The sequence below is a fragment of the Chitinophagaceae bacterium genome (assembly GCA_016710165.1).
Classification (GTDB): Bacteria; Bacteroidota; Bacteroidia; order Chitinophagales; family Chitinophagaceae; genus Ferruginibacter.
On the sequence record JADJLJ010000001.1, the window covers coordinates 806,237 to 823,516 of the forward strand.

At 48.1% G+C, this 17,280-nt stretch carries 9 protein-coding genes and 1 pseudogene; 7 read left to right on the forward strand and 3 right to left on the reverse strand.

The window, feature by feature from the left end:
• The first annotated feature begins 102 nt into the window (after window positions 1–102).
• Window positions 103–1,592: pseudogene (gene pyk, locus IPJ02_03565) on the forward strand (pyruvate kinase).
• Between the two features lie 124 nt (window positions 1,593–1,716).
• On the opposite strand, the gene IPJ02_03570 reads toward pyk, so the two are convergent.
• Window positions 1,717–2,133 (reverse strand): DUF1761 domain-containing protein, encoded by a 417-nt coding sequence (locus IPJ02_03570; protein ID MBK7374658.1) that lies wholly within the window; start codon window positions 2,131–2,133, stop codon window positions 1,717–1,719.
• Between the two features lie 404 nt (window positions 2,134–2,537).
• Here IPJ02_03570 and IPJ02_03575 point away from each other — a divergent pair, with 404 nt between their 5' ends.
• Together IPJ02_03575 and IPJ02_03580 are read left to right on the forward strand one after the other, a co-directional pair.
• The gene (locus tag IPJ02_03575; protein MBK7374659.1) at window positions 2,538–2,894 is read left to right on the forward strand and encodes a hypothetical protein; all 357 of its coding nucleotides are present in this window, start codon (window positions 2,538–2,540) and stop codon (window positions 2,892–2,894) included.
• A gap of 79 nt (window positions 2,895–2,973) precedes the next feature.
• Window positions 2,974–5,106, forward strand: coding sequence for an elongation factor G (locus IPJ02_03580; protein MBK7374660.1), 2,133 nt, complete (start codon window positions 2,974–2,976; stop codon window positions 5,104–5,106).
• A gap of 59 nt (window positions 5,107–5,165) precedes the next feature.
• Here the strand turns inward: IPJ02_03580 and IPJ02_03585 are convergent, their stop codons facing one another.
• Window positions 5,166–5,642: a nuclear transport factor 2 family protein gene (locus tag IPJ02_03585; protein MBK7374661.1), complete on the reverse strand. Its 477-nt coding sequence runs from the start codon at window positions 5,640–5,642 to the stop codon at window positions 5,166–5,168.
• 47 nt (window positions 5,643–5,689) lie between these two features.
• On the opposite strand from IPJ02_03585, the gene IPJ02_03590 reads away from it, so the two are divergent.
• From IPJ02_03590 to IPJ02_03605, 4 genes are all read left to right on the forward strand, one after another.
• Window positions 5,690–7,564, forward strand: a complete 1,875-nt coding sequence (locus IPJ02_03590) for a CocE/NonD family hydrolase (protein MBK7374662.1) — start codon at window positions 5,690–5,692, stop codon at window positions 7,562–7,564.
• Between the two features lie 48 nt (window positions 7,565–7,612).
• A complete protein-coding gene (locus IPJ02_03595; protein MBK7374663.1) occupies window positions 7,613–9,913 on the forward strand; it encodes a beta-N-acetylhexosaminidase in 2,301 nt (766 codons plus the stop codon).
• Between the two features lie 156 nt (window positions 9,914–10,069).
• Window positions 10,070–12,001, forward strand: coding sequence for a glucosamine-6-phosphate deaminase (gene nagB / locus IPJ02_03600; GenBank protein MBK7374664.1), 1,932 nt, complete (start codon window positions 10,070–10,072; stop codon window positions 11,999–12,001).
• Between the two features lie 64 nt (window positions 12,002–12,065).
• The gene (locus IPJ02_03605) at window positions 12,066–15,518 is read left to right on the forward strand and encodes a gliding motility-associated C-terminal domain-containing protein (GenBank protein MBK7374665.1); all 3,453 of its coding nucleotides are present in this window, start codon (window positions 12,066–12,068) and stop codon (window positions 15,516–15,518) included.
• 161 nt (window positions 15,519–15,679) lie between these two features.
• On the opposite strand, the gene IPJ02_03610 is transcribed toward IPJ02_03605, so the two are convergent.
• The gene (locus tag IPJ02_03610; GenBank protein ID MBK7374666.1) at window positions 15,680–17,260 is read right to left on the reverse strand and encodes an ATP-grasp domain-containing protein; all 1,581 of its coding nucleotides are present in this window, start codon (window positions 17,258–17,260) and stop codon (window positions 15,680–15,682) included.
• Between the last annotated feature and the right edge of the window lie 20 nt (window positions 17,261–17,280).

Here is a 17,280-nt window from a genome sequence, read left to right on the forward strand (position 1 = left end):
TTTGTTATCCTGCATCCCGTATCCTGTATCCTGTATCCTGTATCTTGCATCCGGTATCCTGAATCCTGTATCCTGAATCAAATTAAATCAAGCATCAACTAAATGAGCAAACACCTAGCTAAGTACCTGCACCAGCAGATGGATAAGGAAGCCGGCATTACCCACTCACAAAAAAGGACCAAAATCGTAGCCACGGTTGGCCCGGCGTGTGAGGCCCCTGAAAAACTGCTTGAACTGGCCCGCGCAGGCGCCAATGTTTTCCGGCTCAATTTTTCCCACGGCACACAAGACAACAAGAAAGAGATCATTGAACGCATCCGCACGATCAACAAATCGCAGCCTTATAATATTGCCATACTGGCCGACCTGCAGGGCCCGAAATTACGGGTGGGTGAACTGGAGAACGGGGAGATAGAACTGGTGGAAGGAAATGACCTCATCATGACCACCGAAAAATGACCGGCAACCAGTCAAAGGTCTATGTCTCCTACCCGCACCTTACCAAGGATGTGAAAGTGGACGAACGCATTTTCCTGGATGACGGCAAGATGGAAGTGAAGGTAAAGAAGATCCTCAACGACAAAGAGATACTGGTAAGCATCACCCTCGGTGGTCAGTTGCTTCAGAAAAAAGGAGTTAACCTGCCCGATTCGGAACTGACCATGCCTTCTATGACCGAAAAGGATTTCGCCGACCTGGATTTCATCATTGAACAGAACCTGGATTGGGTGGCGCTGTCTTTTGTACGCAAGCCAAAAGACATCATCGAACTGAAGAAGATCATCAAAAAGCGCATCAGCAAAATAAAAGTCATCGCCAAGATCGAAATGCCGGAGGCGTTGAAGAACATCCGGGATATCATTGTGGAGAGCGACGGCATCATGGTGGCCCGTGGCGACCTGGGTGTTGAATTACCCGTTGAACAGGTGCCCATCATCCAGAAAGAGGTCATCCGCAAGTGCATGCACCGGGCCAAACCGGTGATCGTGGCCACGCAGATGATGGAGAGCATGATGGACCGCACCAAACCAAACCGCAGTGAAGTGACCGATGTAGCCAATGCGGTGCTGGAAGGCGCCGACGCCGTGATGCTGAGTGGCGAAACGGCCATGGGCGAATACCCGACACTTGTTGTGGAGACCATGAGCAAGATAATCATGGAGGTGGAGAACAATGTATATGATTACAACCGCGACGATATCCTGTCGCCGCAACCCCACTCCCCTTCTTTCTTAAGTGATGCCATTTGTTACAGCGCCTGCAAACTGGCACATGATACCAATGCCAGCGCCCTGATCGGTATGACGCAGAGTGGGTACACCGCTTTCATGCTCAGCAGCTACCGTCCCAAATCGCCCCTGTATATATTCAGCAAGGAAAAGTCGCTGATCGGGCAGCTGAGCTTAAGCTGGGGCGTTCGTGCCTTTTTTTACGACGAAGAAGAAAGCCTGGATGATATCCTGTTTGACCAGATAAATATTCTGAAAGAGCGTGGTTTCTTAAAGACCGGCGACGTGGTGGTGAATACGGGAAGCACGCCGGTTGAGTTGCACCTGCCGACGAATGTGGTGAAGGTTTCAATGGTGGAATAACGTTCTGACGTTTAAGTCGTTTCAATCGTTGCAGCGTTGGTACCTAACGATAAAACGACCTAAACGATTGAAACGATCCCAACGATTGAAACGACTTAAACGTCTGAAACAATATTATTCCCAGCTACAAATAATAACTGCCGCTATGATATTCCCAACGATCGCATACCCTGCATTGATCAGGAACAGGCTCATCGGCTTTTTCTCGTACAGGTAATTGACCCCCACGGTGGCAGCGCAGAAGCAACAGCCGGTCAGGGCTCCCCAGTTTTAATCCGCTCATCCACCCGGCTCCACGTATGCCAAGCCGCTCGGCAATGATGGCAATGGCCAGGCTTTGTACGAACATCATCACCAGTGAACCTCCAAACATCATTCCCATTCCTTTTTTAGCATCGGGGGCATTCACATCGATCTTCAGGTCAGCGATCCAGCGTTTGGCAAAAAGGGCTTTGGAATACCATAAGGCACCCAATCCAAAATAAGCAAGGGCAGCCACCGCAACGGCCGGCCAGTTCAGGTAATCGAAATTTTGCAGCATGGTTGAATAGTTTTGGTTAACGATCAGGAAATATACAAACAGTTTTGTTTACCTGCAACAGCGCAATACCACCATTCGGGTAAACAACCATAGGCTCCGCAAGTTTTTGGCCATAAAGCCAATGATCCGCCAGGCCCCCTGCCATCTTAATAAATCAATTTCCTTTTTTAAATAAAATTCCGTTACTTTAAATCAGATCTTAAAGGACTGCCGCAGTATAGCGGACATGCCCCGTACTTACTCCCATTCCAGGCCCATGAAAATGACAAGGTTTACAATAAAGTATGACCAATGTCAGGACTTTTTTTCATCCGGTATCCAACCTTTATCCCGGGAAAGACCAAAAGACTTAAAGACCAATTACCCTTTACCCGATTTTTTAACACTACTAAATTCTAACCAAAATGATTACAGAAACACAGCAGCGGTCAATCGTTGATGAATGTCATCAATGGCACGATGAACTGGTAGCTTATCGTGAAAAAATAAATAAACTGAAAACCGAACTGTACTATTTTGCCCCGGGGAAGACCGGCCAGGATGTACTGATCGGCATTGAACATTTTCACAACCAGTTCCATATCCAGCTCATCAACATTCACGACCTGAAACACGAGATAAAACATCACCTGAAAGAGGCGGAACGGCATCCAACATTCGGGCACCGCATACCGCATCACCACATCAAGGAAAAACTTGACCTGCTGGAAAATGACATAAACAGGCTCGAAGATGAGTTTCACAGCTTCCTAAAACAATAACATCTGTTTTCAACCAGCCAGCCTATTCAGGCTGGCTGGTTGATTAATGAGCATTTCATTATCAATTAAATCATCTGTTATGGCTACGTACGATTCAAACCACGTAAAAAACATTGCCCTGCTGGGGCATGCCGGATGTGGCAAGACCACCCTTGCCGAAAGCATGCTCTTTGATGCAGGCGTCACTAAACGCCGCGGCAGTATTGCTGCAAGAAACACCGTTAGTGATTACCACGAACTGGAAACAGAAAGGCAGAGTTCGGTATTCTCCTCCCTGCTTCACTGTCCCTGGAAGGATTATAAGATAAACATCATTGACACACCCGGGTACGAAGACTTTGTAGGCGAAGTGATCAGCGCCCTGCGGGTGGCAGATACCGGCGTGATCGTGCTGAATGCAGCCGCCGGCGTGGAAGTAGGCGCCGATGTGATCTGGGAATACACCGATACGTTTAAAACACCCACCATCTTTATTGCCAACAAGCTCGACCTGCCCGAAGCAGATTTTGACCGCACCCTCCGGGAAGCCAAAACACATTTCGGCGGCAACGTGGTGGCAGTGCAATACCCGGTGCAGACAGGTTCCGGATTCAACAGCATTGTGGATGTACTGAATATGGTGATGTATAAATTCCCGCCCGAAGGCGGCAAGCCGGAAAAATGTCCCATCCCCGGCAGTGAAAAAGATAAAGCAGAACAACTGCACAAGGAACTCATCGAATCCATCGCTTCCAATGATGAGGGTCTGATGGAAAAATATTTTGACAAAGGCGAACTCACCGAAGAAGAAATGAAGGCCGGCCTGCATGCGTCCATGATCAAACACGACATCTTCCCGCTCTTCTGTGCATCGGGAGAAAAGAACATGGGCATGGGCCGCATCCTCAGCTTCATCGATTATGTATGCCCCGCTGCCAACGAGATGCCGCCGCAAAAAACAAGATCAGGCAAAGAACTGCCCTGCCATACAAATGGCCCTGCCTGCATCTTTATTTTCAAGACCATCATTGAACCGCATATCGGTGAACTCAGTTTGTTTAAAGTGTACAGCGGCACCATTAAAACAGGTTGCGAACTGCTGAATGAGAACACGGGCGTTACGGAGAAATTCAACCAGCTGTTCTTAATGGAAGGCCATAACCGGGTACCGGTGCAGGAACTGGTGGCCGGCGATATCGGCGCCACCATCAAACTCCGGTCAACACATGTGAACAATACCCTGCACGATAAAGGCGCCAATATTGAACTGGTGCCCATCGAATTCCCGCATCCCAATGTCACCGTTGCCATCAGCGTGGTGAACAAAGGCGATGAGGAAAAATTATCACAGGCATTGCATACCCTGCAGGAAGAAGATGCTACGGTTCGTTTTGAAGTGTCGAAAGAAACAAAACAAACATTGCTGCATTGCCAGGGCGAACTGCACCTCAAAGTGCTGCAATGGAAAATTGATCACATACACAAACTGGATGTGAAATTTGAGAAGCCGAGGATCCCGTACCGGGAGACCATCAGCCGCAGGGCCGAAAGCAATTACCGTCACAAAAAACAAAGCGGCGGCGCCGGCCAGTTTGCTGAAGTGTACATGCGCATCGAACCATGGTACGAAGGCATGCCCAACCCGGAAGGACTCAACCTGCGGGCCAAGGAGGAGATCGATCTTGAATGGGGCGGTAAACTGGTCTTCTGCAACTGCATCGTTGGGGGCGCCATTGATACCCGCTTCCTTCCTTCCATATTAAAAGGGGTGATGGAAAAAATGCAGAACGGTCCGCTTACCGGGTCTTATGTACGGGATGTACGGGTGAGTGTGTACGACGGAAAGATGCACGACGTGGACAGCAATGATATCTCGTTCAAGATCGCCGGGCTGCAGGCATTCCGCCAGGCATTTATGGAAGCCGATCCGCAGTTGCTGGAACCCATTTACACCGTGGAAGTGCTGTGCTCCGATGAGATGGTAGGCGCTGTAATGGGCGACCTACAGTCCCGTATGGGTGTGGTGGAAGGCATGGAAGCAGAAGGGCATTTTGAAAAGATAACAGCCAAAGTGCCGCTGGCGCAGATGCACCAGTACTCTTCTTCCCTCCGCAGCCTCACCGGCGGACGTGCACGGTTCAACATGTATTTCGATTCTTACTCACCGGTGGCCTATGATGTGCAGCGGAAACTGACAGAGGCGTACAGCAAGCACGAGATGGTGATGGAATGATGTGATATGTATATTTAAACCTATAAGGTCTGCAGCCCGGGTTTGCTGCGCAGCAGACCTTATAGGTTTTTTTCTTTCATGAACCGCATGAGGTTCTTCCTAGCCCCGTTCTGTATCTTCCGCTGGAAGAAACGGTTCCATCCCAGTAACCATCCTACAAGACCCATTGCCTGGCTTGCCCATTTGTGCAGGCTGAAGGCATCGCTGTGCTCAACGATCTTTCCACCGGCAAAACGCATGTTGGCCTTTATCTTATTCACCACTTTACGGCCCGTTTTGGAAAAAGTATAGGTAGCCACCCAGTCGCAGGTGCTGTATTCCCCGTCCAGGTGCTGTATGTTGCCATAGGTAAGTGAAAAGTCTTTGGCATTCCTGCAAAGCATCTCCCACATGCACTTTGCCTCATCCCCTCTCAGCAGACCAAAGGCCGGGTCAAAAAATACGATATCATCGCTGTAACAGTCCGTCATCCCCCGGGGATCGAGTTTTTGGAAGGAAGAGTAAAAATTATTGATGAGTTGGTCACGGTTTGTCATGATAACAGGTATAGTTTCATTAAATTTAGCACTCTAATATGTATAAAATGAAAAAATATTTTGTCCTCGGTTGCTTTTTGGTATTTGCCATTTCAACCCTTACCGCCCAGAATGCAGATTCGCTTTGGGTGCGGGAGAATTATTACAAGATAGAGCGGATGGTGCCCATGCGGGATGGCAGTAAACTGTTCACTGCCTTCTATATCCCCAAAGATTCATCGGAGAAGCATCCCATCCTGTTCAACCGCACGCCGTATTCCTGCAATCCCTATGGAGAGGATAAATTCAACCCACGCATTTACCTTACCTACTGGATGAATTACCTGAAGGAAGGCTATATCATCGCCATCCAGGATGTGCGGGGCAAGTGGATGAGTGAGGGTGAGTTTGAGGACATCCGTCCTTTCAACCCAAACAAGAAAGGAAAGGAATTTGACGAAGCCAGCGATACCTACGATGCCATCGAATGGATGATCAGCAATATTCCCGGCAACAACAAACGGGTGGGTGTGTTCGGCATTTCTTACCCGGGCTTTTACAGCACCATGGCGGCTTTGAGCGGCCACCCGGCCTTAAAGGCAGTGAGTCCGCAGGCCCCGGTAACCGAATGGTTCCTGGGCGATGACTTCCACCACAATGGCGCTTTCTTTTTAATGGATGGATTCAATTTCTATTCCGGCTTTGGCAAACCCAGGCCCAAACCAACCACGCAGTGGTCAGAGGGATTCAATTTCAAGTCACAGGACAATTATGATTTTTACCTGAAGACGGGAGCACTAAAGAATTTTGCAAAACTGATGGGCGACAGCATTGCTTTCTGGAAAGACCTGTATGCACATCCCGATTACGACGACTGGTGGAAGGCAAGGAACCCGATGAATTTTGTTACCAATATCAGGCCTGCGGTGCTGGTGGTAGGCGGATTGTTTGACGCAGAAGATTGCTACGGCGCCTGGAACCTGTATAAAGCCATTGAATCAAAAAGCAAAAATACCGACAACCGGCTGGTGATGGGCCCCTGGCAGCATGGTGGCTGGGGCGGCCGCGGCGACGGGAGCTATTTAGGCCATGTTAGATTTGGTTCCCGGACAAGTGAATTTTACCAGCGCAATATTGAGATACCTTTCTTCAATTTTTATTTAAAGCTTAAAGGAACGGTACATGATATTGCTGAAGCGAATATTTTCTTCAGTGGTGAAAATCAGTGGAGAAGGTTTGAGCAATGGCCGCCGAAGAACGTGGTCAACCAGGAGATCAACCTCGTACCCGGAGAAGATATTGCACTGGAAGTTGTAAACAGGAAATCGGGAAAATACAGCGAATACATCAGCGACCCTGCCCATCCCGTGCCCTATACCGAAGATGTACACCTGGGCCGGACGGCAGAGTACATGATCGATGACCAGCGATTTGCCAGCCGCCGTACCGATGTGCTTACATACAGCACCGGTGTACTGCAGGAAGACATCACCCTGGCCGGCCCGCTGGTGGCCAGCCTGTTCGTGAGCCTCTCCACAACCGATGCAGATTTTGTAGTAAAACTTATCGATGTTTTCCCGGATACATTTCGCTATGCCGGCCCCTCCCCTTCAGGGGAGGTTGGGAGGGCTTATCCCATGGGTGGTTACCAGATGCTGGTACGTGGAGAGATCATGCGGGGCAAATTCCGGAACAGCTTTGAAAAACCGGAGCCATTTGTACCCGGCAAGATCACCGAAGTGAAATATACCCTGCCCGATGTGGCACATACATTTAAAAAAGGCCATAAGCTGATGATACAGGTCCAGAGCAGCTGGTTTCCGCTGGCCGACAGGAATCCCCAGAAATTCGTTGACATCTACAAAGCCGATGACAGTGATTTTCAAAAAGCAACCATCCGCATTTACGATAACAGCAGTATCCTTTTACCCGTTTTGAAATAACTATTTATGAAGCATATCTTATTGATCAGTTTATTATTTACCTGTTTGATGGCTGTTGGACAAAATAGCCTGAACCTGGTGCCGGTGCCTGCAAAGCTGGAAATGGGCAAAGGCTCATTCCGCATTGATCCCAACACCCAGATCGTTTTGGAAGGCTCGGGTCTCGAAAAAAATGCGTCTTTTCTGAATGATCAGCTCCAGCAATTTTTAGGATACAAATTAACCGTTGTAAAAGCCCAGGCCGGCAACAATACCATCCGATTGAATTACGAACGGCTGGACAATCCCATTGCCGGAGCATATAATTTAATTGTAGACAATAAAGGAGTTTACATTGCCGGTGATAATGAGAATGGTGTTTTTTACGGGATACAAACACTGCTTCAGTTAGCAGGAACCTCAAACCTCAAACCTCAAACCTCAAACCTCAAACTAACCATCCCCCAACTCAGTATTACCGACTTCCCCCGCTTCCAATACCGCGGCATGCACCTCGATGTGGGCCGTCATTTCTTCCCGGTGTCCTTCATCAAAAGGTACATCGACTATTTAGCCGCTTATAAATACAACAGTTTCCACTGGCATTTGACCGAAGACCAGGGTTGGCGGATCGAGATAAAAAAATACCCGGAACTAACAGGAATCGGTGCATGGCGGAACGGCACCATCATTGGCCGGTACCCCGGCAAGGGAAGCGATAATAAACCCTACGGTGGTTTCTACACACAGGAAGAAATTAAAGAAGTGGTAGCATACGCTGCAGCAAGATACATTGATGTGATCCCCGAAATAGAAATGCCCGGCCACAGCAGCGCCGCCATTGCAGCCTATCCCTGGTTAAGTTGTTTCCCGTCAAAACCAACGGAGATCCCTGCAAAGATGATCTCGAAGAAAAGTATGGAAGAGCAAAAGAACGGGCGGGTTAAATTGGTACAGGAGACCTGGGGCGTATTTGACGATGTGTTTTGTGCAGGCAAGGATTCTACGTTTACCTTTTTGCAAAATGTGATCGATGAAGTGTTCCCGCTCTTCCCTTCAAAATATTTTCATATTGGCGGGGATGAAAGTCCCAAGGCACACTGGAAGAAATGCCCGGCCTGTCAATTAAGAATCAAGAGTGAAAAACTAAAGGATGAACACGAACTGCAGAGCTGGTTTGTGCAGCGCATAGAAAAATACCTGAACAGCAAAGGCAAGACCTTGATCGGCTGGGATGAGATCCTGGAAGGCGGCCTTGCCCCCAATGCGGTAGTGATGAGCTGGAGGGGGGAAAAGGGCGGTATTGAAGCAGCCAGGCAAAAACACAACGTGATCATGACACCGGGTAACCCCGTTTATTTTGATCATGCACAAAGTAAGAACGAAGACAGCGTGACCATTGGCAGCTATAACCCCATTGAAAATGTGTATGCCTACGAACCCATCCCCAAAGAACTGAATGCAGCGCAGGGAAAATATGTACTGGGTGCCCAGGCCAATATGTGGACCGAATACATGGAATACCCCAGCAAAGTAGAATACATGATGTTCCCCCGCATGACCGCATTAAGCGAAGTGTTATGGAGCCCGAAAGAAAAAAGGAACTGGGAGGATTTTGAGAGAAGGTTGCCATCGGTCTATAAAAGATTGGATGAGCAGAAGATCCATTACAGCAAGGCATATTATGATCTGAAGGCGACGGTGATGCCGACGGTTGACTTTAATGGGGTATTGTGGAAAGTAGAGCAAAAAAATACCGGCCCGATCATTTTGAATCTAAACAACATGGATACGACATGGGAGTACACCCAACCCGTGCTTATAAAATCTTCCTGTAAATATTCCGCTTCAAATAATAAGATCTCTTTAAAACAACCATTCTCTTTCAACAAAGCCACCGGCAAAAAGATTACCCTTATCACCGAACCCGATAAAAAATATCCCGGTGACGGCGCATTCACATTGGTGAACGGCGTGCAGAACGAAATGGGCCTGTCCAGGTCATCTGAATTTTTAGGTTTTCTGGGCAAGGACCTGGATGCCACGATCGATCTTGGAAAGGACACGGAAGTATCAACGGTCACCGTGCACACCTTAAATCAGAACGGCAGCTGGATCTATCTGCCTTCCCGGATCGAGGTATCCTTTATCCCGTTCATTGATACCACGATCATTACCAAACATACCCCGCTTGAATCGGTAACACAGGAGGTGCAGGATGATACAAATGTACAGACCCTGAAACCGGCTGCACCCAAAACCTGCCGCTATATAAGGGTATTGGTAAAGAATTACGGCATCATACCTTCAGGTAAGCCGGGCGCAGGAAATCCGGCCTGGTTGTTTGTGGATGAGATCGAAGTGGATTGAATCGTTTCAGTCGTTTGAAATCGTTTCAGACGTTTCAGTCGTTTGAAATCGTTGCATTCGTTTAAGTCGTTTAAAACGTTGCAACGACTAAAACGGTATTAAACGATTTGTAACGATTTTAATTTGTAATTTTATCCTAACTGGCTGCATAATACTATGAACAAGATCGACCTCACCGACTCGTTAGAGAAAATCCCCGTAAAGATCTTTCCCAACTCCAATGAAGGGTCTGCTTTTGTGGCAAAGCAAATTGCTGCGCTGATAAAACAAAAAGAAAGCGAAGGAAAGAAAGCGGTCATTGGCCTGGCAACCGGTTCCTCTCCCAAAACACTATATGCCGAACTGGTTCGCATGCACAAACAGGAAGGATTGAGTTTCAGGAACGTCATCGCCTTCAACCTCGACCAGTATTACCCCATGGATAAGGACGCCCTGCAGAGCTATCATTATTTCATGCGCAAGAACCTGTTTGAGCAAACGGATATTGATCCCAGCAACTACCACCTGCCCGATGGCATGATCCCAAAGGATAAAGTGAAAGAACATTGTCTCAATTATGAAAAACAGATCGAAGACGCCGGAGGGCTCGACCTGCAGATACTGGGCATCGGCGTGAACGGTCATATCGGTTTTAACGAACCCGGCAGCGGCATCTACACCAAAACAAGGCTCATCACGCTGGACAACAGCACCCGGCTTGCCAATGCCTACGAGTTTGGCAACATGAGCCAGGTACCACGCATGGCCATCACCATGGGCATCAGCACCATTTTAAAGTCGAAGAAGATAATCCTGATGGCATGGGGACAAACCAAGGCCCCGGTGGTAAAGAAAGCAGTGGAAGAAGACGATACCGAAGACACACCTGCATCCTTATTGCAGAACCATGATGACTGCACTTTTGTGATCGATGAGACCTGTGCATCGGAACTCACCCGTTTCAAGAGTCCCTGGCTGACCGGTGAATGTGACTGGACCGACCCCATGATGAAACGTGCCGTGGTAAACCTGGCTTTAAAACTGAACAAACCTGTTCTCAGTTTAACCAACAACGATTACAACGACAATGGCCTCAGCGACCTGCTGGTGGAAAAAGGCGATGCCTATGAGATCAACCTGCAGGCATTTTATTTATTGCGTGACAGCATCACCGGCTGGCCGGGGGGTAAACCAACCGATAAGCGTAGTTCACACCCGGAGCGGCACGAACCCTTTCCAAAGAAAGTGGTCATCTTCTCCCCCCACCCCGACGACGACATCATCAGCATGGGCGGTACCTTCATGCGGCTGCACGACCAGGGACATGAAGTGCATGTGGCTTACCAGACCAGCGGCAATATTGCCGTTACCGATGAATTTGTTACCCGGTTCATTGACTTTGCGGTAGGATTTGAGAATATGTTTGACATTGACGAGACCAAGAGCAAAAAGTTACTGGAAGACGCCACGGCATTTTTAAATACAAAAAAGTCAACCGAGAAAGATACACCGGAGATAAGGGCCATTAAAGGATTGATAAGAAGATGTGAAGCAAAGGCCACCTGCAAATATGTGGGACTGAAAGAAGAGCAGGCGCATTTCATGAACCTGCCTTTTTATGAAACAGGTACCATCGAAAAAAATCCGATGGGAGAAGCGGATATACAGATAACCATTGACTTGCTGAATAAATTACAGCCTCAACAGATCTATTGCGCCGGTGATTTTGCCGATCCGCATGGTACCCATAAAGTTTGTTTTGATGTGGTTATTGAGGCATTGAAACGGATCAAGGCATCTCACGACTCACCACTCACGACTCACTGGATTTCTGATTGCTGGCTCTGGTTATACAAGGGCGCCTGGCAGGAATGGGACATCACCGAAATAGAAATGGCCATACCCATGAGTCCCGACCAGGTGATCAAAAAACGTCACGGCATATTCATACACCAGTCGCAAAAAGACAGCGTCCCCTTCCAGGGAAGTGACGACCGGGAGTTCTGGCAAAGGGCCGAAGAACGCAACGCCAATACCGCTAAACTATACGCCCAGCTTGGTCTTACCCAATATGCTGCTATGGAAGCATTTGTACGGTGGAAATTTTAATATATGTTCCTTAAAAAGGAATTAATTAACTTTCATAGCCTTAATTGCTTAATATTTCAGCTGCATGAGAAAAATTTTATTGTCATTTATTGTCCTTACCCTGGGCATGTTTGATAGCTATTCGCAAAGTTGCATTCCAACCACCATTAATGGATCTACCATCACATTAGCCTGCGGCCAGGCTTGTGCCCCTTTTACGTACCAGGTACCGCACCTGAAGTCAACATCGGACTATGCAGTTACCACTACTCCCTATGCGGCATATCCCAATACAGGAGGTACAGCGATCCCCTCTATTTATATTGACGATAAATACTCCCAGCTCATTCCAATGGCTTTCCCTTTTTGCTTTTATGGCCAGACATATACTGATTTAATAGCGGGATCCAACAGCCTGGTAACTTTTGAAACAATATGTGCCAATGCAAGTAATGCGTACACCCTCACCGTCGGCGGCGCCCCCCAACCATTGCCTTATGCGGGTGGAGCAGGACCAACCGGTATCGCTACTACTTATTATCCCCGGACGGCCATCATGGCTGCTTACCAGGATATTGATCCGAGTGCTACCCCGCTTCCTACAAGAAGGATAGAATACAATGTGTTTGGAACTGCTCCTTGCAGAAAATTTGTTATCAGTTTTGTAGATGTCCGGATGTTTGGAAGCAGTTGCAGTAACCTGATCCATACTTCACAAATCGTATTGTACGAAAGCACCGGACTGATCGATGTCTTTTTACTGAACAAACCTTTATGTACATCCTGGCCTTCGGGTGCCGGGGCAGGCCTCGCTATCCTTGGCATACAGGACGAAACAAGAACAAAGTTTGCAGCAGCGCCCGGCAAGAACTGTACCCAATGGAGTGAAGCAAATACGGGCTATCGGTTCACACCTAATGGCGGCACATCCAATTTTGTGAGTGCACAGCTTTTTACGCTTGCGGGTGTATTCATAGCCAATGCAGATACAGCAACAACCACTGCGGGAATTTTGGATATTACTTTCCCGGCGATCTGTCCTCCCCCGGGAGCTCCCACCACACAGTATGTAATCAGAACAACATTCAATTCCTGTACGGGAACACCCCTGACCAGTTCTGACACGATCACTGCCAACAGGGTAACTACCTTACCTGCCAATGTCAATACTACCGCCACGACCTGCGGGGTTAGTACGGGTTCTATCACCGTTACACCTACAGCAGGAACGGCTCCCTATACATATACGTTGAACGGAGGAGCACCTCAAACCGCACCGGGCGCATACACATTCAATAACCTGGCTGCAGGTACCTATACCATTGTAGCCACCGATTTTACAGGTTGCACCAATACATTTACTGCAACGGTAACCACAACAACTTCCATTCCCGGAAATATTTCATCAACAGGAACATCCTGTCCTTTGTCAACAGACGGAACAATAACCGTAACTCCTACAGGAGGTACAGCGCCATACAATTATTCACTGGATGGCGGGCCACCACAGGCCAGCAATGTTTTTACCAATGTAGCGGCAGGTCCGCACACGGTACTGTTCACCGATGCAATGGGATGTACGGGTACTGTTTCAATAACCGTTACCGCAGGCAGTACGCCCTTAACAGGCACGATAAGTTCAACGCCCACTACCTGCCCTACCTTAAATGACGGAACCATCACAGTTACCATGACCAGCGGTACCGCACCTTACCAGTACAGGCTGGATGGCGGGCCACCGCAGGCAAGCAATGTTTTTACCAATGTGGCGGCAGGTCCGCACAGCGTAGCTGTTACAGATCTGTATGGATGCACCGGAACATTTGTTACCAATGTAGTGCAAGGCTCCGGGCTTACCTCATCCATCAACGGGGTGAACCCGCCTTGTTCAAATATCAATGATGGTACGATCACCCTGACTCCCACAAGCGGTACTGCCCCATACCAGTATTCATTGAATGGTGGGCCATTTCAGCCAGCCAATGTATTTACGGGGCTGGCACCGGGAAACTATACAGTAACCTTTAATGATGCCGCCGGTTGTTCCGGAACAAATTCTGTGACACTGACTACCAACCCGGCAATCACGGCAACTTCCACATTGGTTTCACCATTATGCAATGGAGTAAGCAATGGAAGCATCACACTGAATGCATCCGGCGGTGTTCCGCCCTATCAATATTCCATCAATGCCGGCGCTTCTTACCAGGCTTCGCCAACATTTGCGGGATTGGCAGCAGGCACTTATAACTTCCTGGTTAAAGATGCAGCAGGCTGTATCTTCAATTTTACATTCAACCTTAATGAACCTGCGGTTGTTACCGCTTCTGCAGTAAATGGAATTGCTTCCTGTGCCAATAACGATGGTACCATTACCATCACCGCCTCTGGCGGTACACCTGCTTATCAATACTCCATTAATAACGGGGTTTCTTACCAGCCAGGCAATGTGTTCAATAATATCCCGGTTGGTAATTACAATAACATAAAAGTGAAAGATGCCAATGGATGTATCGCCAACACAAGTGCGGTGGTGGTATTGAATGATACCATGCGGCTTGACCTGGGCGCCGACAGCACCATCTGTTTCGGAAACAGGATCACCCTGTTGCCGCAAACCAACCCGCAAACCGATACGTTCCGATGGACACCCTCTGCCGGGCTGGATTACGACACCGCAAAAAATCCAATCGCATCACCCAACGATACCACAAAGTATTATCTCCTGGCCAAATGGGGTATTTGCCAGCTTACCGATAGCATCACCGTTAATATCCTGCATAAACCCATTGCCGATGCAGGAAGGGATACAAGCATCTGTTATAAAACAAATGCACTTTTGGTTGGCAATGCCACAAACCTATCCGGCACCGTGAATTACTTATGGTCACCCCCGGATTCACTGAACACACCCAATGCAGCGATCACCCTTGCACGCATTGATACCACCCGCAAATTCACGTTGACCGTGACCGATAACTATGGCTGTAATTTCTCCGTAAGCGACAGCATGTGGGTGATCATGATGCCGCCGCTGGTGGTACATGCCGGCAATGATACCAATGCCATATCAGGAAGGCCGCACCAGTTGCTTGGCAGTGGCGGGGCTAATTATGTGTGGAGCCCGGCCGGGCCATTGAACAATCCGTTCATTGCAAACCCGCTGGCAACATTATACAACGATACATACTTCACTGTACTGGTCACCGATGCCATTGGCTGCACGGCTTCCGATGGCGTGTTCATCAAAGTATATGAAGGGCCGAATTACTATGTACCCAATGCATTCTCGCCGAACGGGGATGGATTGAATGATATATTCCGGCCGATCCCTGTTGGCATAAAGAGTACGGAATCCTTCCGGGTATTTGACCGCTATGGCCAGCTCATGTTCCAGACCAATAAATGGCTGGAAGGATGGGACGGGATGTATAAAGGTAAAAATGCACTTGGCGGAACCTATGTGTGGACGATCAAAGGCGTGGATAAGAACGGAAGGGTCATTGAAATGAGCGGAACGGTGATATTGGTGAGATAAAACGAATTGTCAGTCTGTGCCGGTAATTAATTAAGAATTAAAAATTAAGAATTAAGAATTGGGCAGTACACGGCTTAAAGCTTATATAACTGCATTTGACCGAAGGAATTTTTAATTTTAATTCTTAATTGTCTTTGTCCTGGCATTATCATTTCCGCATTCTACCTCACTGCTGTTTCTGCATCCAGCACTTCAAAGGTCTTTACATAATATGAATATGCTTCTTCGGGCGTTTCGCCGATGCATACCACGCCCATCTTGCCGTATTGCGACAGGGCCCCGATCATATGGAACATCACGCCTTTTTGTGCAGCGCCATCATAGTGCAGCCCATGGAACATGGCAATATCTATCAGGTCCTGGGGCGTAAGGCCTTTATAAGAATCACGCTGCAGGTTATCTGATGCAAAATAATACCGCTTTTGTTTATTGGGTGTTTCAAAATCCCCGGTGGCTTCATCATAATGGCCGTTGGTCAAAAACTGCAGCATCAGGTAAGGATGTGTTGTTCCACCTTTGCGGATATTGATCTCGATGGCATAATGCTTCCAGGTATCTTTTTGCTTCACCGAAACAAAATCGATGCTGAACCGGCCCAGTACTCCTTCCCGCTGTAACTCCTTTGCAATCGTCTTTGCCAGCACAGCAATTTCTGTCCGGTATTGGGGCGATGCCGGGAAATGAGCGCCAACAAAAACCTGTTCATTCTCGCCGGCCAGCACCTGGTCATGCGTGGAAATAATATCCACTTCACCCAAAGGATTTATCCTGCACTGAACGGATGGAGAGGTCTTTACTTCTCCTTCCAGGAATGCTTCCACAATGCCTTCCATCAGCCTGAATTTTTCCAGGAACATTTCCACGCTGAGCCCTGCAGCAACAGGTTTTATCTCGTGTAAAAGATTATGGTGTATCCAGCTGAACATCTCTTTTTTGGAAATATGGTCCGGGTATTCCAGTACAGCATTCCCGTCACCGGAAAAACCATCATTTAATTTGATGACGGCTTTTTTCAGCTTGGGGTACATATCTTTTAACCCGGCCACGGCATGCACGATATCATCATAACTCTGTAAATTCTCTGCACCGGGCGGTACGGGTACCGCCACTTTCATAAAAACCCTCCGGCTCCCGCTCTTTGTCCCCAAATAAACAAGCGATGGGTCACAGCCATAGATCGGCAGGCCAAGCCTGACAGCAAGTGTGCGCTCATAAGCAGTGGTGTTAAAACAGGCGATGTGTGCCACATGGCCGGCAGGTATGCTGTTCCTTATCCGTTCAATAAGCCGGGGCCGGTTTAAAATTTTTTGCGTAAGCGGCAACTGCGATGAATCATAACAACTGAGCAGGGTTAATCTTTCTCTTGCATGGTAACCGGTAATACCCGGAAGCAAATGCAGGTAATAATCAATGATCACCGGGTCAATGGGCGTACTGCTTACATAAATGACATGGGCACGCGGCATGCGCAGCAGCATGAGCAGGCATAACAACCGCTCTTCATAATGCAGGGCGCCCTGTACTTTCGCCAGCACTTCCTGGTCGAGCGTAAGACTGGGGATGACGACAATGGATTTGGATGCAAAATTATCCGGGAAGAATAATTCGAACTGGTTTGTAAACCCCTCCTGCAGTTTTTTGAACTGCAATAACTCTTCGGCCGACCCGGGTGCCGGGTGACCGACGGAATGATCATTAAAAAGCAGTTTACCGTTTATCGTCCCGGCTTCATGAATATCCATCATAGTATTCCTGTTGAACT